A 17,710-nucleotide genomic window follows, 5' to 3' on the forward strand; every position below is an offset into this window, starting at 1 on the left:
GAGCGAAGCGACGCGGCGCAGACCCTAGGATCCATGCCGGGACTCTTGAGCCGTGCGACAGTGCAGAAGTTTCATTCGCAGTCGCTGCATCTGGGAATGTACGTTGACCTCGCTGGTGATCGTTCGGCCAGATTGTTCTGGACCGATGCATTCTTTGGTCACAGTCACGGCATGGATCCCAGGGTCTGCGCGACGGAGCTTCGCTCCTGATCCGCCCTAGGATGACGACCGTGTAGGTAAAACGCGCTCGCAGCTATCCCCGCGCCGCCCAGAGCAACCCTCTCTCCACAATCAGCGCCATCTCCGGCACGGCGAACTCGTCTGCCGTGTGCCCAAGCGCGCTGTAGAACACCCTCCCCAGGCCATACCTTCGCTTCCAGACCACCGGCATCACAACCCCGCCGATGCCCGGGAAATGCGCGTCGGTGAAGGTGGTGGTCGCCAGCACCTCGTTGCTCGGGTCGACATGCATGTAATACTGCTCCGACCGGTATGCGAAATCGCTGATACCTCTGGTGATCGGATCGTCAGGCCGGGTGATGACCACGCGGTAGTCGATGATGTCGCCGGGATGCGCGACCCATTGGCCGCCGGTCATAAACTGATAGTCCGGCTCATTGCGGAAACTGTCGCCCATCGTGCCGTGAAAGCCGCCGAGCCCGGTTCCCTGGCGAACGGTCTGCGTCAGGTTCTGCAGCTCGGTCTTTTCGATCTTCGACATGGTGATGACCGGCACGATGAGATCGAATGAAGCAAGCTCAGGATCGGCGAACATCGCCGTGCCCTCGCCGAGCGTGACGGCGAAACCGTTGCGCTCGAGCAGGGCGCGGATGACGTTGGCGCTGCGCTCGGGCGTGTGGCCTTCCCAACCACCCCAGGCAATCAAGGCCTTCTTCGGCATGCTGTGAACCTCCCTCTCCTTCGTGCCCGATGGTCTCCCGGTGCTCCCGTCAGCGCCAGCCTAGCGCCGGCGCGACATGGGTCAGGATCGCCTCGATGACATGGGCGTTGTAATCGACGCCGAGCTGGTTGGGCACGGTGAGCAGCAGCGTGTCGGCCTCGGCGATCGCCTCGTCCTGCGCCAGTTCCTTGATCAGCACGTCCGGCTCGGCGGCATAGCTGCGGCCGAAGATCGCCCTCGTATTCTCCTCGATGAAGCCGATCTGGTCGCGGCTCTCATTGCCGCGCCCAAAATAGGCCCGGTCGCGGTCGTCGACCAGCGCGAAGATGCTGCGGCTGACCGAGACGCGCGGTTCGCGCTCGTGGCCTGCCGCCTTCCAGGCCTCGCGATAGACGCGGATCTGCTCGGCCTGCTGGATATGGAACGGCTTGCCGGTTTCGTCGAATTTGAGCGTCGAACTCTGCAAATTCATGCCGAGCTTGGCCGCCCATTCCGAGGTGGCGTTGGTGGCCGCACCCCACCAGATGCGCTCGCGCAGGCCTTCCGAATGCGGCTCGAGCCTGAGCAGGCCGGGCGGATTGGGGAACATCGGCCGCGGATTGGGCTGGGCGAAGCCCACCCCGCGCAGCGTGTCAAGGAAGACCTCCGCGTGGTGCCGCGCCATGTCGGCGTCACTTTTGCCTTCCTGCGGCGTATAGCCGAAATAGCGCCAGCCATCGATGACCTGCTCGGGCGAACCGCGGCTGATACCGAGCTGCAGCCGCCCGCCGGCGATGATGTCGGCCGCACCCGCATCCTCGGCCATGTAGAGCGGGTTCTCGTAGCGCATGTCGATGACCGCCGTGCCGATCTCGATGCGGCTGGTCTTGGCGCCGACGGCCGCCAGCAGCGGAAACGGCGAGGCGAGCTGGCGGGCGAAATGATGGACGCGGAAATAGGCGCCATCGGCGCCCAACTGCTCGGCGGCAACGGCAAGGTCGATGGATTGGAGCAGCGCGTCCGATGCTGAGCGCACCTGCGATTGCGACGAGGGCGTCCAGTGCCCGAATGACAGGAATCCGATTTTTTTCATGGTCCTGAAGTATATGCCGGCGGCACGTGCTTCAATGCCAAATAAGCAGGGTTACACACCGTCGCCTTGCACCATGCCAAAAGTGCGCCAGACCGAAAGATTGATCGCCATGGAGGGTGGGATGCTCAGGGGAATCCGCATCGTCGAGATCGAGGCGCTCGGGCCGGCGCCCTTCGCCGGCATGCTCTTCGCAGATCTCGGCGCCGATGTCATCGTCGTCCACCGCAAGCAGGCATCGATGCCGGGAGCGCCTGACCGCTCGCTGCTCGACCGCGGCAAACGCTCCATCGCGCTCGACCTGAAGGATGCCGACGACGTCGCCGTGCTGATGCGTCTCGTTGCCACCGCCGACGGTCTGATCGAGGGTTTCCGGCCGGGCATCATGGAGCGTCTCGGGCTCGGCCCCGAGACCTGCCTCGCGGCCAACAAGCGGCTGGTCTATGGCCGCATGACCGGATGGGGCCAGGACGGACCGCTGGCCCATACCGCCGGCCATGACCTCAACTATATCGGCGTGTCCGGCGCTCTCTGGTACGGCTCCTTGCCGGGAGAGCCGCCAATGGCGCCACCGACGCTGGTCGGCGATATTGGCGGTGGCGCGCTCTATCTGGTGATCGGCATGCTCGCCGCCATCATGAACGCGCGCGCCAGTGGCGCGGGCACCGTGGTCGACGCGGCGATCGTCGACGGCTCAGCCCACATGATGAACCTGTTGATGTCGCTCGCCCAATCCGGCGCACTCGCCGCCGAACGCGGCCGCAGCCTTCTCGACGGACCGCATTGGTGCCGCGTCTACCGCGCATCGGATGGCGGCTTCATCGGCGTCCAGTGCATCGAGCCGAAATTTTATGTGCTGTTCCTCGACCGGCTCGGCCTTGCCACCGATCCGCAATTCGCCAACCAGTTCGATCGCGACCTCTGGCCGGATCTCGGCAACCGGCTGGCGGCGATCTTTGCCGCAAAACCGCGAGACGAATGGATAGGGCTGTTCGAGGGCTCGGACGCCTGCGTCGCCCCGGTGCTCAGCCCGCATGAAGCGGCACTGCACCCGCATATGGCCCAGCGCGGCTCATGGCTGACCGTGGACGGCGCCCTGCAGGCAGCCGCCGCTCCACGCTTTTCCGGATGGGCGCAAAAGACGCCGGCGAAAAGCCCCGCGCGCGGCGAACATGGCGCCGAGATTCGCGCCGAACTGGCGAATCCCGACGCAAGTCGTTGAAATCGAGTAGCTTTCGGCTGTCGGCTACTTCCCGCAATGGTGATCGTTGATCTTGTTCAGCGCATTCGCGTCCGGCGCCACCCGGTGGTAGGAACAGGCGCCGGCGGCGGTGGTGAACAGCTGCTGGTCATAGTAGCGCGGACCGCCGAACAGGAAGTCGATGAGATCGTCATCGGCGGGAACGTAGCGTTCCGGCTCGGGGTGATAATGGCGATACCTGGCTCCGGCCAAAGCGGATGAAGACATGCCGCAGGCCATCGCCAAGGCAAAGGCACAGATCGCAAAGCGTTTCGTCATCGGCAATACCCTCTTGGCCTTTCCGGTTGATCTTATATCCAAAATCGCCAGATGACGAAAAGTTCCTGGCGGAGCACCGGAAGCGCAGACCGCCGCCATTCGCCGGCCGGCTGAACATCAGTCGGTCTGGATCCAGATCGACTTCGTCTCCAGATATTCATGCAGATGCTCGACGCCGCCCTCGCGGCCATAGCCCGACATCTTCATGCCGCCGAACGGCACCGCCGGGTCGATGGCATGGTACATGTTGACCCAGACCGAGCCGGCCTTGATGCGGCGCGCAAGCTTGTGCGCGGTGCCGAGATGGGTGGTGAAGATGCCGGCGGCCAGGCCATAGGGCGTCGCATTGGCGCGCGCCACCGCTTCATCCAGCGTGTCGAAGGGCATGGCGGAAATGACCGGCCCAAAAATCTCTTCGCGCGCGATGGTCATCTTGTCCGACACGGCGCCGAAGACGGTCGGCGCGATGAAGTTGCCGCCGTCATAAAGCTCGCCCGTCAGCCGCGAGCCGCCGGCGACCAGTTTCGCGCCCTCGTCGCTGCCGGCCTTGATGTAGCTCTCCACCTTGCCGGCCTGCCTTGCGTTGATGAGCGGCCCGATTTCCGTCTCCGCCTCGATGCCGTGGCCGACGCGCAGCCCGCCGGCGAACTCGGCGATCCGGCGCACGAATTCGTCATGGATTTCGCGCGCCACGAATAGCCGCGAGCCGGCAATGCAGATCTGGCCCGAATGCACGAACACCGCCATTGCCGCGATGGGAACAGCCTTGTCGATGTCGGCGTCGCGACAGACGATGATCGGCGACTTGCCGCCGAGTTCCAGCGAAACGCGCTTGAGGTTGGCCACACCGGCCCGGGCGATCGCTTGTCCAGTAAGCGTCGAGCCGGTGAAGACGATCTTGTTGACGTCGGGATGTTCGGCGAGCCGCGCGCCGGCCTCGGCCCCGGTGCCGGTGACGACGTTGACGACGCCGTCGGGCACGCCGGCTTCCTGCATCAGCCGCGCGATCAGCAGCGGCGTCAGCGATGCATCCTCCGAAGGTTTCAGCACGATGGTGCAGCCGGTCGCCAGCGCCGGCGCGATCTTCCAGATCGACGCGGCGGTCGGCGCATTCCAGGGGATGATCGCACCGACGACGCCGACCGGCTCGCGCCGGGTGAAGGAGACGATCTCGCCGGGAATGGAATTGTCGATCGCCTCGCCATGCAGTGCGGTTGCCATGCCGGCATAGAAGCGCAGCATGCCGATGACCCGGCGCCGGTTGGCCAGCGTGCGCGTGATCGGCAGCCCCATGTCGAGCGTGTCGGAAACGCTGAGCTCTTCCCAATGCGTCTCGAACAGATCCGCGATGCGCAACAGCACGCATTGCCGTTCATAGGGCGAGAATTTGGACCATGGCCCTTCGAAAGCCGTCCGCGCGGCCTTGACCGCCGCATCGACATCGGCGGCCGAACCGCGCGGCAAGGTGGCCAGCACCTCGCCTGTCGCCGGATTGAGCGCCTGCATCTCCTGGCCGGACTGCGCCGCGACCCATTTGCCGCCGATGAACATCGGCCGGAATTCGCCATGGTAGAGCGTCGTGGCCTTCGCCCTTGGGTCGAAATTCAGCGTCATCTCTTCCTCCTCGCAATTCCGTGGCGAGTATTACTCCCAGCGCGGTCGACCTCAAACTTGCTCGGGGCGCCGTCGGCTGGGACTCATACGGAAAGCCGTTCCGCATGCCATCTCAGATGGTCGTTCATGAAGGTGGAAATGAAGAAATACGAGTGGTCGTATCCGTCCTGCATGCGCAAATTCAGGGGAATGCCGGCCTTCACGCAGGCCGCCGCCAGCAGCGACGGTCTCAGCCCGTCGTTCAGAAATCCATCGGAGCTGCCCTGGTCGACGAGGAACTCGGGGAAACGATGTCCATCCTCGATCAGCAGAGTTGCGTCGTAGGCCCGCCACGAGGCCTCATCCGCTCCAAGATATTTCTCGAAAGCCGGCCTTGACCAGCCGGCCGTGCTTGGCTGCACGATCGGCGCAAATGCCGAGCAACTCCTGAACCGCCGCGGGTTTTTCAAGGCAATCGTCAGCGCGCCGTGTCCGCCCATCGAATGGCCTGTAATGCCCTGACGTGACATGTCTGCCGGAAAGTTCGCGGCGATCAGGACCGGCAGTTCCTCGGCGATATAGGAATACATGCGGTAGTTCTTCGCATAAGGCTCCTGCGTCGCATCGAGATAAAAACCGGCGCCGCAGCCAAACTGCCAATTGTCCTTCTCGTCGGGAATATCGGCGCCGCGCGGACTGGTGTCCGGACAAACGACGATCAGGCCAAGTTCGGCGGCCATCCGCCTGTACTCACCTTTGTCCATCACATTGGCATGGGTGCAGGTCAGACCGGAGAGATACCATACAACGGGGCAAGGCTTTTCAAGGGCCTGGGGCGGCACGAAGACTGCGAAATTCATGTCGCAGGAGCAGGCATCCGAAGCGTGGGAATAGACGCCTTGCACGCCGCCATGCGACTTGGCGGAGGAGATGGTTTTCATCTGGTCTGACATCTTGTTTCTTCTCCGCCATCGGCAAACGTCATTCACGGCCGCTGTCTACGGCATCGGTCGGGATCGCGGCAACCCTGGGGACCATGACCTTGGGCGATATGCATTGGATCGACCGGCGGCGCGGGCGGAAATGCCTGTCGCGCCGCCGGTCTCACGCCGATGCTGGGGAAGCACGGTAGTTTTGGGAACACAGAGCTTTCAGCGCGGCGTATGGCTTGAACCGATCAGTAGACCACCACGCTGCGAATGCTCTTGCCCTCATGCATGAGGTCGAAACCCCTATTGATGTCTTCCAGCTTCAGCGTGTGGGTGATCATCGGGTCGATCTCGATCTTGCCGTCCATGTACCAGTCGACGATTTTTGGCACGTCGGTGCGGCCGCGTGCGCCGCCGAAGGCGGTGCCCATCCAGCTCCGCCCGGTGACCAGCTGGAACGGCCGGGTCGAGATCTCCTGGCCGGCGCCGGCGACGCCGATGACCACCGACTTGCCCCAGCCGCGATGCGAGGCCTCCAGCGCCTGGCGCATCACCTTGGTGTTGCCGGTGCAGTCGAATGTGTAGTCGGCGCCGCCGATCTGGTCGGCACCGCGCTTGGTCATGTTGACGAGGTGAGGCACAATGTCGCCGTCGATCTCCTTCGGATTGACGAAATGCGTCATGCCGAAGCGCTCGCCCCATTCTTTCTTGTCGTTGTTCAGGTCGACGCCGATGATCATGTCGGCGCCGGCCAGCTTCAGCCCCTGGATGACATTGAGGCCAATGCCGCCGAGGCCGAAGACGACCGCTGTCGCACCTTGCTCGACCTTGGCGGTGTTGATCACCGCACCGATGCCGGTCGTCACCCCGCAGCCGATGTAGCAGATCTTGTCGAAGGGCGCGTCCGGATTGACTTTGGCGACGGCGATCTCCGGCAAGACCGTAAAGTTGGAGAAGGTCGAGCAGCCCATATAGTGAAAGATCTTGTCCTTGCCGATCGAGAAGCGCGACGAGCCGTCCGGCATCAGCCCTTGCCCCTGGGTGGCGCGGATCGCGGTGCACAGGTTGGTCTTGCGCGACAGGCAGGACGGGCACTGGCGGCATTCCGGCGTATAGAGCGGGATGACATGGTCGCCCCGCTTGACCGAGGTGACGCCCTTGCCGACATCGACGACCACGTTGGCACCCTCATGGCCGAGGATCGCCGGAAACAGGCCTTCCGGATCGGCGCCCGACAGGGTGAATTCGTCGGTGTGGCAGATGCCGGTCGCCTTGATCTCGACCAGCACCTCGCCCTCGCGCGGCCCGTCGAGGTCGACCTCCATGATCTCCAGCGGCTTTCCGGCGGCGACGGCGACTGCGGCGCGGGTTTTCATTTTTTCTCTCCCAAAATTATCTTTGCCGAGCCGTGGCCCGTCTCTTGCCAACCAGGCTACGCGGCGAGCTTGCCGGGACCGGCCGGGAAGACGCCCGACATCACCGTAAATCCCCTGATGCGCTTCACACGATCGCACCAGCGCCGGATCGCCGGATAGTCCTGGCGCGGAATGCCTCCCTCCTCCGACAGCATGACGTAAGGGAAACAGGCGATATCGGCGATGGTCGGCTGCGCGGCCGAACAGATCCAGTTGCGGCCCTGCTGCTCGCCGAACCACAGATGCTCATCAAGGATGCGGAACAGCCGGTGCGCGCCTGAGCGGGCGGCATCGATGTCGAAATTGTAGAACAGCCCATCGTGCAGGCGCGCGGCCGACGCGGTCGAGGTTATCCCGTCGGCGAAGGCGAGCCATTGGCTGATCTCGCCGAGCAGGGCCGGATTGTCCCTCGGATACCACGTGCCCGACGGATCGTATTTCGACGCCAGATAGACCAGGATCGCCTGCGCGTCGCGCAGGATCAGCCCGTCATCCTCGATGACCGGCAGCTGGCCGAGCGGGTTGAGCTTCAGGAACCATTCCGACTTGTGCTCGCGTCCCGGATAGAAGTCGACCGGCACGGTCTTGTGGTCGATGCCGAGAAAGCTCATCAGCAGCCGCAGCTTGTAGCAATTGCCGGACAGTTCGTAGTCGTAAAGCGTGATCATCGGCAGCTCCTAAAGCAATTCCAGGAAAAGTGTGCAACGGTTTTCCGTCCGGAATTGCGTAAAAACAAATAGTTAGATGTCGAGCACGAGGCGTGCCGACTTGGCGCGCGAAACGCAGGTCATGATCTTGGTGCCGGCCTTCCGTTCGGCATCGTTGAGATAGACGTCCTGATGGTCGGGCTCGCCCTCGATCACTGTCGCAACACAGGTGCCGCAGGCGCCCTGCTCGCAGGACGACGGCACGTCGATGCCGTTCTCGCGCATCACCTGCATGATCGTCTTGCCGGCCGGCACCTGCAGCGTGACGCAGGACCGCGCCAGCGCCACCTCGAAGCTCGAACTGTCGTCGATCTTGTTGGTGTTCTTGAAATACTCGAAATGGACCGCGGTATCCGGCCAGCCCTGATCGGCCGCGATCTTGCGCGCGGCTTCCAGCATCGGTCCCGGGCCGCAGATGTAGAGATGCATGCCGTTGCGGTAACCGGCGAGAATCTGTCGAAGCTCGGCCCCGGTCGCGTCGGGCGAGAGCCCGAGATGCGGCTTCAGCGCATCGCCGAGATGCCTCAGCCGATCGGCAAAGGCGAGGTGCTCTTCACCCTGCGCGAAATAGTGCAGTTCGTGCGCAAGCTCCTGGTTCTTCAGCGTCTGCGCCATGGCGAGCAGCGGCGTGATGCCGATGCCGCCGGCGACGAACAGCGTCTTGATCGCGTCGCGGCGCAGCGGGAAATTGTTGCGCGGTTCGGAAATCGCCAGCACGTCGCCCTCGCGCACGGTCTCGTGCATGCATTTGGAGCCGCCCTTCGAATCCCGCTCCAGCTTGACGCCGATGACGAAGCTGTCGGTTTCGCCAGGACCGTTGGTGATCGAATACTGCCTGATCTCGCCATTGGGCATATGGACGTCGATATGGGCTCCAGGCTGGAACGTCGGCAGGATGCCCTTGATCGGGCGAAGCTCGAAGCCCGCAATGCCGTCGGCCGCCTGCCATTTCCTGGCCACGCTGACACGCAGCGCCGCCTTGCGGCCATGCGTGGTCACCTCGGGCATTTCGGCAAGCTCGGCCGAGACCCGTTCGTAGACCGGCTCGATCGGCGCCGGCGCCGGTGCGTTCGCCACGTCGCGTTCGACCTCGTCGCGCAGCCTGGAAAGCCGTTCATTGTGGTGACGCAGGATGGCGATGCGCGCGGCCCCTTCGGCCTCCTGATCGACCACGCCGCGGATCACCGAACGGTTGGAATCGACCGGCTGCACGAAGAACACGCCGTGCGTCTCGGCACCGCCGGCGCGCGAGCGAAGCGCGACCGCGAAATCCTGCGCGGCTTCGATGACAATGTCGGCGCCCTCGCCGTCGATCGCTCCGTTGGGCTGAAAGCGATAGGCTTTCAGCCTTTCGACGACCTTGTCGGCCGGTGCGTTGACCGCGATGCCGCGCAAGGCGAGCAGCTTGCCTTCGGCCAGTCCGGCAACTTCAGGCACCTCCCCGCGCGGCTCTTCCGAAGACCAGACCAGGCCGTAGCGCTCGACCGCCGGGAAGGTGCGATTGGTGATGGTGCGGGCCGGTGCGTCGGCCGGATGCGCCGGAATATAGGTGCAGCCGGCGGTGCGGTTCGAATAACGCCAGCCATGATACTGGCATTTCAGTTCGCGCCCGTCATTGATGCCGATCGACAGCCTGACGCCGCGATGCAGACAGCGGTTCTCCCAGATATTGACGTAACCGTCATCGGCCCGCCACACGGCGAATTCCCGGCCGAGCAACTGGCCGTGGAAAACGTGGCGGAACGGCAAATCATGGGCAGCGGCGATCGGATGCCACCGGCTTCTGGCTTCTTCCAACATCAATCGTCTCCAAAAATGTCTGTCAGGCTGCAGCCGGGATGACCCCGTAGGTCACGCCCTTCTGGCTGAGCCAGCGCCGGTAGGCGATGGCCGACTTGTCGGCGCGGATCGGCGTCTCGGCGCGCGGATCGAGCGGCAAGCGCTTCGGCACCTGGTTTTCCAGGATCGGCTTGTCCTGGCCGAAGATCGTCTGCTGGAAGCGCTTGATCACCTTGTCTTCACTGTCTTCGTCGAGCACGCAAAGCAGCAAGTGGGCGCGCACATGCTCCTGGTCGACCGGCTGCAGGAAGACGGCGATGACATCGTGCCGGGCCTCGTCGACCGGGCTCGATTTGTAGAGCACCGAGCAATAGGGATGCGGCACGCGATAGACGTAATCGACGTCGGCACCGCCATCGGACGCGGTCGAAGCCATCGGCTGGAAGAAGCGGCAGCGCGTCGCCAGGATCTCATCGCGATCGACGGAGATCTCAACGTCGTATTCCTTGACTTCGGTGTGCGGCTCGACGCCGAGGATGTCGGTATGCACATAGGGGAAGTGGCCCATGTCGAGAAAGTTCTCGATGGCGCGCGGCGCTGAAACATTGACGCCGAACGTTGCCGCATTGAGCTTGCGGCGGTCCGGCTCTTCATATTCGGGGATCGGGAACAGCTCGGCCGGCGGCGACCCGAGCGAGGTCCAGACATAGCCGTAGGCGCTTCTTGCCGGCAGCCTGTCGGCAGGCGGAACGTGGTCAGCCCCTTGCACATCGGAACGCGAGCGCCAGACGACGGGCTCGCCATCCGCATTGACCGCAAAGCTGAGGCGCTCCTCGAGCAGAACGGTTTCCCGGACGGCGCCGGGAGCAGCCTCCGCGATCGCCCCTACCGGGTGCCAGAGATTGAGGATCACGGGATCAGTGCATTTTGTCATCATCTTATCCCTTCAAATACCCTCATACATCATCAGATCTGTGCCGGTATCGCACCATAGGTGACCGACCGATCACGCAGCCAGCGCCGATAGGAAACCGAAACGGCATCGGCGCGGATCGGTGTCTCGGCGCGCGGATCGAGCGGCAGGCGCTTGGGGACCTGATTTTCCAGGATCGGCTTGTCCTGGGCAAAGATCAATTGCATGAAACTGCGCACCGTCGCCGCATCCATGCCCTCCTTGAGATAGCAGAGATACGGGTGCGCGACGCAGTTCTCCTCGTCGACCGGCTGCACGAACAGAGTGATGACATCCAGCCTGTCCTTCTGGATCGGATTGCTCTTGTAAAGCGCCACCGTATAGGGCCGGATCACCTTGTAGATGTAGTCGACGACAAAGCCTTCCTTGGCGGTCGGTGACGCGATGGGCTGGTAGAATTTGCATTCGGTCGCCAGCACCTCGTCCTGGGGCGTGATTTCCACCTTGTAAGGCGCGACCTCGGTATGCGGCTCCTCGCCGAGCCAACCGGTGTGGATGAAGGGGAAATGCCCCATGTCGAGAAAACTCTCGACGGCGCGAAGGCCCGACACCTTGACCGCGATCGAGCCGCCGTTGACCAGATGTCGGTCCGCCTCATTGGCTTCCGGGATGTAGATGATGTCGCGCCAGGGTTTGTCCAGACAGGTCCAGACGAAGCCATAGCGCTCGGCGCTTTTCAGCACGGCGCCCGTGTCGCTGCGAACGACTTCGATCTTGTTTGAATGTCTGCGAATGGCGAGATCGACCCCAAGCAGGCGCGTTGGAAAGGGCGTATCCTGGCTAAGCGAATCCTGGTCAGCGACGATATGCCAGTCGTTCAGAAGCTCGCGGTCGACGCAACGGGTTGCCATCGGCTTCCCTCCCAACTCGGCTAGCCCTTCACCATGAACCTAGCCCGACGTTTCGAGATAACGAAATCACAAGATTGGATACCAATCAATGATTTTTTGTCAGCCAAAATCATTTTTTGTGTTGACAGACTATGATGATTGAATTCCGATATGGAAAACCTGAACCTGGGATATGGCACATCCCGAAGCGTCATGTCTTCACCATGGAAAGCTTGCTGATCATGTCGTCGCAAAGGCGGAGAACCGTGTCTTGAGCAGCCGCTCCCAGACGATCGCGGACACGCTGACCCGCGCCATCATCGACCATCGGCTGGTGCCCGGCTGCAAGCTCGGCGAGCGCGAGCTTGCCGAGATATTCGATGTCAGCCGCATCGTGGTGCGCCAGGCGTTGATACGGCTCGCCGATGACGGGCTGGCGCAGATCGAGCGCAACCGCGGCGCCTTCGTCGCCAGGCCGAGCATGCAGGAGGCGATGGAGATTTACGATGCGCTGACCCTTGTTGAACAGGGCGTGGCAGCCCAGCTCAGCGATCGCCTGGGCCCCGCCGGATGGGCCGAGCTGCGCCAGCACGTCGAACGCCAGCGCCAGGCAGTCGCTGCCGGCAACGATGCGCTGGCCGACGTGCTCGGCCAGGAATTCCATACAGTGTTCGTGCGCCTCAGCCGCAATAAGGTGATGCAGGAAATCCATGCCCAGCTCGTGCGCCGCACGACGCTGCTGCGCTCGCTCATCACCGCCGATTTCGACTATTGCAACCTGCTCGACGACCATTCACGGGTCGTCGACCTCCTGGAAAAGGGCCGCCTGAAGCAGGCCATGGACCTGATCGACACGCACCATCGCACCGTGGTGCGCGGCTATATCATGGACCGCGAAGTGTTTCCGGAGATGACGCCCGCGGAAGCGCTCGCACCCTATCTCGACGGCAAGGCCGACGCAGCGACGACATCGGCCGGGTTGAGGCAGGCAAAACCATCCGGGAATGGCGACGGCGCGGCGCACGCGCACGTCCATCTCCCCAACGAAGACCGGGCACCGACAAGCCGGGCATCAACCAAAAAAACCAACAGAGGGTTACCGACATGAACGACCTGACAAGACGCGGATTCCTGAAATACAGCGGAGCGCTGGGTGCTGCGCTCGGCGCTGGAGGACTGAGCACGATCGCCAGAGCCCAGGAGGTGCTCAAGATCGGTGCCGTCTATGTCTCGCCGGTCGCCGAGATCGGCTGGACCAAGCAGCACAGCCTCGGTGTCGACGCCATCAAGGCCGCTTTCGGCGACAAGGTCGAGCTCACCGTCATTGACAACATCTTCATGCCGCAAGATGCGGAGCGCATTTTTCGCGAGCTGGCCAGCGCCGGCAACAAATTGATCTTCGGCACCAGTTTCTCGCATGGCACGCCGATGCAGAAGGTGGCGCCGCGCTTCCCCAAGGTGGCGTTCGAACATTGCTCAGGCATCGTCCATCTCGCCAATCTCGGAACCTTCGAAGCCAAATATTACGAAGGAACCTTCGTCGCCGGTGCGGCCGGCGGCCACATGTCGAAATCCGGCAAGATCGGTTTCATCGGCGGTTTCCCCATCCCTGATATCGTCGGCCCGGCCAACGCGCTGCTGCTCGGCGCGCAAAGCGTCAACCCGAACGCCACCTGCAACGCCATCTTCCTCAATTCCTGGTTCGATCCGGGCAAGGAGAAGGAGGCCGCCAAGACGCTGCTTTCGCAAGGCTGCGATGTCATCTGCTCGATGACCGACACGGCGACGGGCGTCCAGGTCGCCGGCGAAGGCGGCGCCTGGTCGATCGGCTATGCCAGCGACATGGCGAAGTTCGCCTCAGGCAAACAACTGACGTCGTTTGTCCTCGACTGGACCAGCGACTATGTCGGCGCGGCCAAGGCCGTCGCCGCCGGCACGTGGAAGCCGGAAGTGCGCTGGGACGGACTGGCTGCCGGTGTCGTGAAGATGGCGCCCTATAATGACGGCATCCCGGCCGACACGAAGGCCAAGCTCAAGCAGCTCGAAGCCGACATCGGCAGCGGCAAGGTTCACCCCTATGCCGGCGAGTTGAAGGACCAGGACGGCAAGGTCAAGGTCGCAGCGGGCGCGGTGCTCAGCGACGACGACATCCGGGGCATGAACTGGTTCGTCAAGGGGATGATCGGCAAGCTGAGCTGATCGTCGTCAAGAAACAAGGGAGACGCTGAAGCCCGATCTTGGGCGTCTCCCTGCCTGGTTCCCGTCCAACCTCGCCCACGGCAGGACCCGCCATGCATCCGCGTCTAGAACTGCGAAACATCTGCAAGCGTTATCCCGGCGTCGTCGCCAATGACGACGTCTCGCTGGCCATCCAGCCTGGCGAAATCCATGCCGTGCTGGGCGAAAACGGGGCCGGCAAATCGACCCTGATGAAGATCATCTATGGCGCCGCGCAGGCCGATTCCGGCGAGATCTTCTGCGACGGCAATCCGGTCGCGGCACATAATCCGGCGACGTCGCGTGCGCTCGGCATCGAGATGGTCTACCAGCACTTCGCGCTGTTCGAATCCGTTTCCGTGGTCGAGAACATCGCGCTCTCGGCGAGCAGCGCCTTCCATCTGCCCTCGCTGGCGGAAAAAATCCGCGAACTTTCGCTGCGCTACGGCATGCCGATCGATCCGCATCGCCAGGTGCATGACCTCTCAGTCGGCGAGCGCCAGCGTGTCGAGATCGTGCGCTGTCTGCTGCGGACGCCCAAGCTTTTGATCCTCGACGAGCCGACTTCCGTGCTGACGCCGCAGGCCGTGGTCAAGCTGTTCGAGACGCTCCGGCAACTCGCCGCCGAAGGCTGCAGCATCGTCTATATCAGCCATAAGCTGGACGAGGTGCAGGAGCTCTGCGACACCGCCACCGTGCTGCGCAACGGCAAGGTCACCGGCACGGCTCGGCCGAAAGAGACGACCTCGCTCGAGCTTGCCCGCATGATGGTCGGCTCGAAGCTGCCGGAAATGCATGTCAGTCCGCCGGTCCCGAGCGAGAAACCGGTGCTCGAGGTCACCAATCTGTCGGTCAAGGCGCGCGACCATTTCGGCGTCGATCTCAAGGACGTGTCGTTCGACGTGCGCGGCGGCGAAATCGTTGGCCTGGCCGGCGTCTCCGGCAACGGCCAGGCCGAGCTCATCGCCTTGCTCAGCGGCGAGCGCACGCATGGGCGGAGCGACGCGATCAGGATCTCGGGCACACCGGCGGCCGGCCTGCGCGCCGACGAACGCCGCAAGCTCGGCCTCGCCTTCGTCCCCGAGGAGCGGCTTGGACGAGGCGCCGTGCCGTCGCACACGCTGTGGGAGAACACGGTGCTGACGGCCCATCGCTCCGGCACCGTCCGCAACGGCCTGGTCGACCGCCGCAAGGCCAGCGCCTTCGCCGCGGGCATTATCGACAGGTTCAAGGTCAAGGCCAACGGTCCAGCTTCGACGGCGCAAAGCCTGTCGGGCGGCAATCTGCAGAAATTCATCGTCGGCCGCGAGATCGCGCTTCAGCCGAAGCTGCTGCTTGTCTCCCAGCCGACCTGGGGTGTCGACGTCGGCGCCAGCGCCTTCATCCGCCAGACCATCGTCGACCTCAGCCGCGCCGGTGCGGCGGTGCTCGTCGTCTCCGAAGAACTCGACGAGCTGTTCGAGATCTGCGACCGGCTGCTGGTGATCTGCCAGGGACGCGTGTCGCCGCCGCTGGTGCGCAAGACGACCGACCGCGAAGAGGTAGGGCTGCTGATGACCGGCAGGACGATGAGCAAGGACCAGATGGCAAGCGGGAGTGGCGACGTTGCGCTTCAGGATTGAACAAAGGCCGGAGCCTTCGGCTGCGATGCGCGTCGCGGCACCGGTCGTGGCGTCGCTTCTGACGCTGATCGTCGGCTCGATCTTTTTCGCCTCGCTCGGGCATGACCCGCTGCCGACGCTCTACGCCTTCTTCATCGAGCCATTGAACTCCCTTAACGGATTGTCGGAATGGCTGCTCAAAGCCTCGCCGTTGATCCTCATCGCTTGCGGCCTGGCGGTCGGCTTCCGCGCCAATGTCTGGAACATCGGCGCCGAGGGCCAATTCACCATGGGCGCGATCGCGGCGAGCGGCGTCGGGCTGTTCTGGCCGAACCCGGACAGCGTGCTGCTTCTCCCCTTGATGTTCATTGCCGGCATGGGCGCCGGCATGGCATGGGCGGCAATCCCCGCCTTCCTGCGCGCCCGCATGAACACCAACGAGATCCTGGTCACGCTGATGATGACCTACATCGCCACGCTGTTCCTGTCCTATCTGGTGCATGGGCCGTGGCGCGATCCGGCCGGTTTCAACTACCCGCAGACGGCACTTTTGCCGACAGCCGCCCTGTTCGCATCCTTCGACCCGGCCTATCGGCTCAACCCTTCGATCTTCATCACCGTGGTTGCCGTTCTGCTGATGTGGCTGTTCACCGACCGCAGCTTTCTCGGTTACAAGATGTCGGTCAGCGGCGCGGCGCCCTTGGCGGCCCGCTATGCCGGCTTTCGCGAATCGGCCGCGGTCTGGATCGGACTGCTGGCGGGAGGTGCCGCGGCCGGCATCGCCGGCATGGCGGAGGCCGCCGGGCCGCTCGGTCAGCTTTCGCCGCAGATTTCGCCAGGCTACGGTTTCGCGGCCATCATCGTCGCTTTCATCGGACGGCTGAACGCCTTCGGCATCGTGCTTGGCGGGCTGTTGATGTCGCTGCTTTTCCTCGGCGGCGAAGGCGTGCAGATGACGCTGGGCTTGCCCTCGGCGCTGACCCGCATCTTCCAGGGCATACTGCTGTTTTTCCTGCTCGCCGCCGACTTCTTCATTTTCTATCGCATTCGCCTGATACGGCCGGCCCGAGACACGCATGCGCTGGAGACAGCCTGATGGATTTGTTCATTGCCATCTTCACCGGCACCATCATCGCCGCCACGCCGCTGATATTCGCAGCGCTTGGCGAACTCGTGGTCGAGAAGTCCGGCGTGCTCAACCTCGGCATCGAAGGCATGATGCTGATGGGCGCCGCGCTGGCCTTTTGGGCCGTCACCGCGGGCTACTCGATGCCTGCCGCGATCCTTGCCGGCGCGCTGGCGGGTGCCGCCGCCTCGCTGCTGTTCGGGGTTCTGGCGCTGACCTTCCTCACCAATCAATATGCGGCCGGCCTGGCGCTGGCCATCTTCGGCTCCGGCGTGTCGGCCTTCCTCGGTCGCGGCTTCGGCAGCGAGCCGATCGAGGCGCTGCACGGCGTCGACTTCCCCGTCCTGTCCGGTCTGCCGCTGATCGGCCCGCTGTTGTTCCGCTTCGACCCGATGGTCTACCTGGCTCTGGCGATGTTCGTCGCCATCAGCTGGTTTCTCTACCGCACGAAAGCCGGCCTGGTCCTGCGCACGATCGGCGAGTCGCCGCAGACATCGCATGCGATCGGCTACCCGGTGATCCGGATCCGCTACATGGCCGTGCTGTTCGGCGGCGCGATGGCGGGCCTGGCTGGCGCCTATCTCTCGGTCGCCTATACGCCGCTCTGGGTCGAGAACATGACCGCCGGCAAGGGCTGGATCGCGCTGGCGCTGGTGGTGTTCGCCACCTGGCGGCCGCTGCGCATCCTGCTCGGTGCTTGGCTGTTCGGCGGCATGACGATCCTGCAGTTGCAGGGACAGGCGCTCGGACTGGAAGTGCCCTCCGAACTGCTTTCGGCCCTGCCCTATCTTGCCACCATCATCGTGCTCGTGCTGATCTCACGAAACCGGCAAATGCTGGCGCTGCATTTCCCGGCATCGCTGGCAAAGCCTTTCCGTCCGGCAAGCTGAGTGACGGCCTATTCCCCTGGCGTGGCCCGGCCACACGGGCCTACTCCACCGTCACCGATTTCGCCAGATTGCGCGGCTGGTCGACATCGGTGCCCAGGAACACGGCGGCGAAATAGGCCAGCATCTGGATCGGCAGCGCATAGATGATCGGCGAGATGATC

General features: G+C 63.6%; 16 protein-coding genes. 6 read left to right on the forward strand and 10 right to left on the reverse strand.

Features of this window, described 5'->3' with window-relative positions:
- Window positions 1-253: 253 nt before the first annotated feature.
- Together JT360_RS27865 and JT360_RS27870 are read right to left on the reverse strand one after the other, a co-directional pair.
- Complete coding sequence (locus tag JT360_RS27865; protein ID WP_214475828.1) at window positions 254-901, reverse strand: ThuA domain-containing protein; 648 nt, start codon at window positions 899-901, stop codon at window positions 254-256.
- A 49-nt stretch (window positions 902-950) separates the two neighbouring features.
- The gene (locus JT360_RS27870) at window positions 951-1,973 is read right to left on the reverse strand and encodes an LLM class flavin-dependent oxidoreductase (RefSeq protein ID WP_214475831.1); all 1,023 of its coding nucleotides are present in this window, start codon (window positions 1,971-1,973) and stop codon (window positions 951-953) included.
- 121 nt (window positions 1,974-2,094) lie between these two features.
- On the opposite strand from JT360_RS27870, the gene JT360_RS27875 reads away from it, so the two are divergent.
- Window positions 2,095-3,192, forward strand: coding sequence for a CaiB/BaiF CoA transferase family protein (locus JT360_RS27875; protein WP_214475834.1), 1,098 nt, complete (start codon window positions 2,095-2,097; stop codon window positions 3,190-3,192).
- 24 nt (window positions 3,193-3,216) lie between these two features.
- Here JT360_RS27875 and JT360_RS27880 read toward each other — a convergent pair whose 3' ends face one another.
- The 8 genes from JT360_RS27880 to JT360_RS27915 all read right to left on the reverse strand — a co-directional run bounded on the left by JT360_RS27880 (window position 3,217) and on the right by JT360_RS27915 (window position 11,736).
- Window positions 3,217-3,489 carry a hypothetical protein gene (locus JT360_RS27880; protein WP_214475837.1) on the reverse strand — a complete coding sequence of 91 codons (273 nt, stop codon included), beginning with the start codon at window positions 3,487-3,489 and terminating at the stop codon, window positions 3,217-3,219.
- Window positions 3,490-3,606: 117 nt separating this feature from the next.
- Window positions 3,607-5,103, reverse strand: coding sequence for an aldehyde dehydrogenase family protein (locus tag JT360_RS27885; RefSeq protein ID WP_214475840.1), 1,497 nt, complete (start codon window positions 5,101-5,103; stop codon window positions 3,607-3,609).
- Between the two features lie 83 nt (window positions 5,104-5,186).
- Complete coding sequence (gene fghA, locus JT360_RS27890; RefSeq protein ID WP_214475843.1) at window positions 5,187-6,035, reverse strand: S-formylglutathione hydrolase; 849 nt, start codon at window positions 6,033-6,035, stop codon at window positions 5,187-5,189.
- Between the two features lie 224 nt (window positions 6,036-6,259).
- Window positions 6,260-7,387, reverse strand: coding sequence for an S-(hydroxymethyl)glutathione dehydrogenase/class III alcohol dehydrogenase (locus JT360_RS27895; protein WP_214475845.1), 1,128 nt, complete (start codon window positions 7,385-7,387; stop codon window positions 6,260-6,262).
- Window positions 7,388-7,443: 56 nt separating this feature from the next.
- Window positions 7,444-8,094 carry a glutathione S-transferase family protein gene (locus JT360_RS27900; RefSeq protein WP_214475848.1) on the reverse strand — a complete coding sequence of 217 codons (651 nt, stop codon included), beginning with the start codon at window positions 8,092-8,094 and terminating at the stop codon, window positions 7,444-7,446.
- A gap of 72 nt (window positions 8,095-8,166) precedes the next feature.
- Window positions 8,167-9,933 (reverse strand): Rieske 2Fe-2S domain-containing protein, encoded by a 1,767-nt coding sequence (locus tag JT360_RS27905; RefSeq protein WP_214475850.1) that lies wholly within the window; start codon window positions 9,931-9,933, stop codon window positions 8,167-8,169.
- A gap of 22 nt (window positions 9,934-9,955) precedes the next feature.
- Window positions 9,956-10,849, reverse strand: a complete 894-nt coding sequence (locus tag JT360_RS27910) for an aromatic ring-hydroxylating oxygenase subunit alpha (RefSeq protein WP_214475853.1) — start codon at window positions 10,847-10,849, stop codon at window positions 9,956-9,958.
- Window positions 10,850-10,878: 29 nt separating this feature from the next.
- Entirely contained in the window at window positions 10,879-11,736 is an 858-nt protein-coding gene (locus JT360_RS27915; protein ID WP_214475854.1) for an aromatic ring-hydroxylating oxygenase subunit alpha, read from the reverse strand.
- Between the two features lie 250 nt (window positions 11,737-11,986).
- Between JT360_RS27915 and JT360_RS27920 the strand changes: the two genes are divergently transcribed.
- From JT360_RS27920 to JT360_RS27940, 5 genes are all read left to right on the forward strand, one after another.
- Window positions 11,987-12,823 carry a GntR family transcriptional regulator gene (locus JT360_RS27920; RefSeq protein ID WP_214475856.1) on the forward strand — a complete coding sequence of 279 codons (837 nt, stop codon included), beginning with the start codon at window positions 11,987-11,989 and terminating at the stop codon, window positions 12,821-12,823.
- Complete coding sequence (locus tag JT360_RS27925) at window positions 12,820-13,914, forward strand: BMP family ABC transporter substrate-binding protein (RefSeq protein WP_214475858.1); 1,095 nt, start codon at window positions 12,820-12,822, stop codon at window positions 13,912-13,914. The genes JT360_RS27920 and JT360_RS27925 overlap by 4 nt, the downstream gene beginning before the upstream one ends.
- Before the next feature lie 92 nt (window positions 13,915-14,006).
- Entirely contained in the window at window positions 14,007-15,554 is a 1,548-nt protein-coding gene (locus JT360_RS27930; protein WP_214475860.1) for an ABC transporter ATP-binding protein, read from the forward strand.
- A complete protein-coding gene (locus JT360_RS27935) occupies window positions 15,538-16,629 on the forward strand; it encodes an ABC transporter permease (RefSeq protein ID WP_214475862.1) in 1,092 nt (363 codons plus the stop codon). The genes JT360_RS27930 and JT360_RS27935 overlap by 17 nt, the downstream gene beginning before the upstream one ends.
- Complete coding sequence (locus JT360_RS27940) at window positions 16,629-17,549, forward strand: ABC transporter permease (protein WP_214475864.1); 921 nt, start codon at window positions 16,629-16,631, stop codon at window positions 17,547-17,549. The genes JT360_RS27935 and JT360_RS27940 overlap by 1 nt, the downstream gene beginning before the upstream one ends.
- Window positions 17,550-17,710: the final 161 nt, after the last annotated feature.

The sequence above is a fragment of the Mesorhizobium sp. dw_380 genome (assembly GCF_018588885.1).
Lineage (GTDB): Bacteria > Pseudomonadota > Alphaproteobacteria > Rhizobiales > Rhizobiaceae > Mesorhizobium.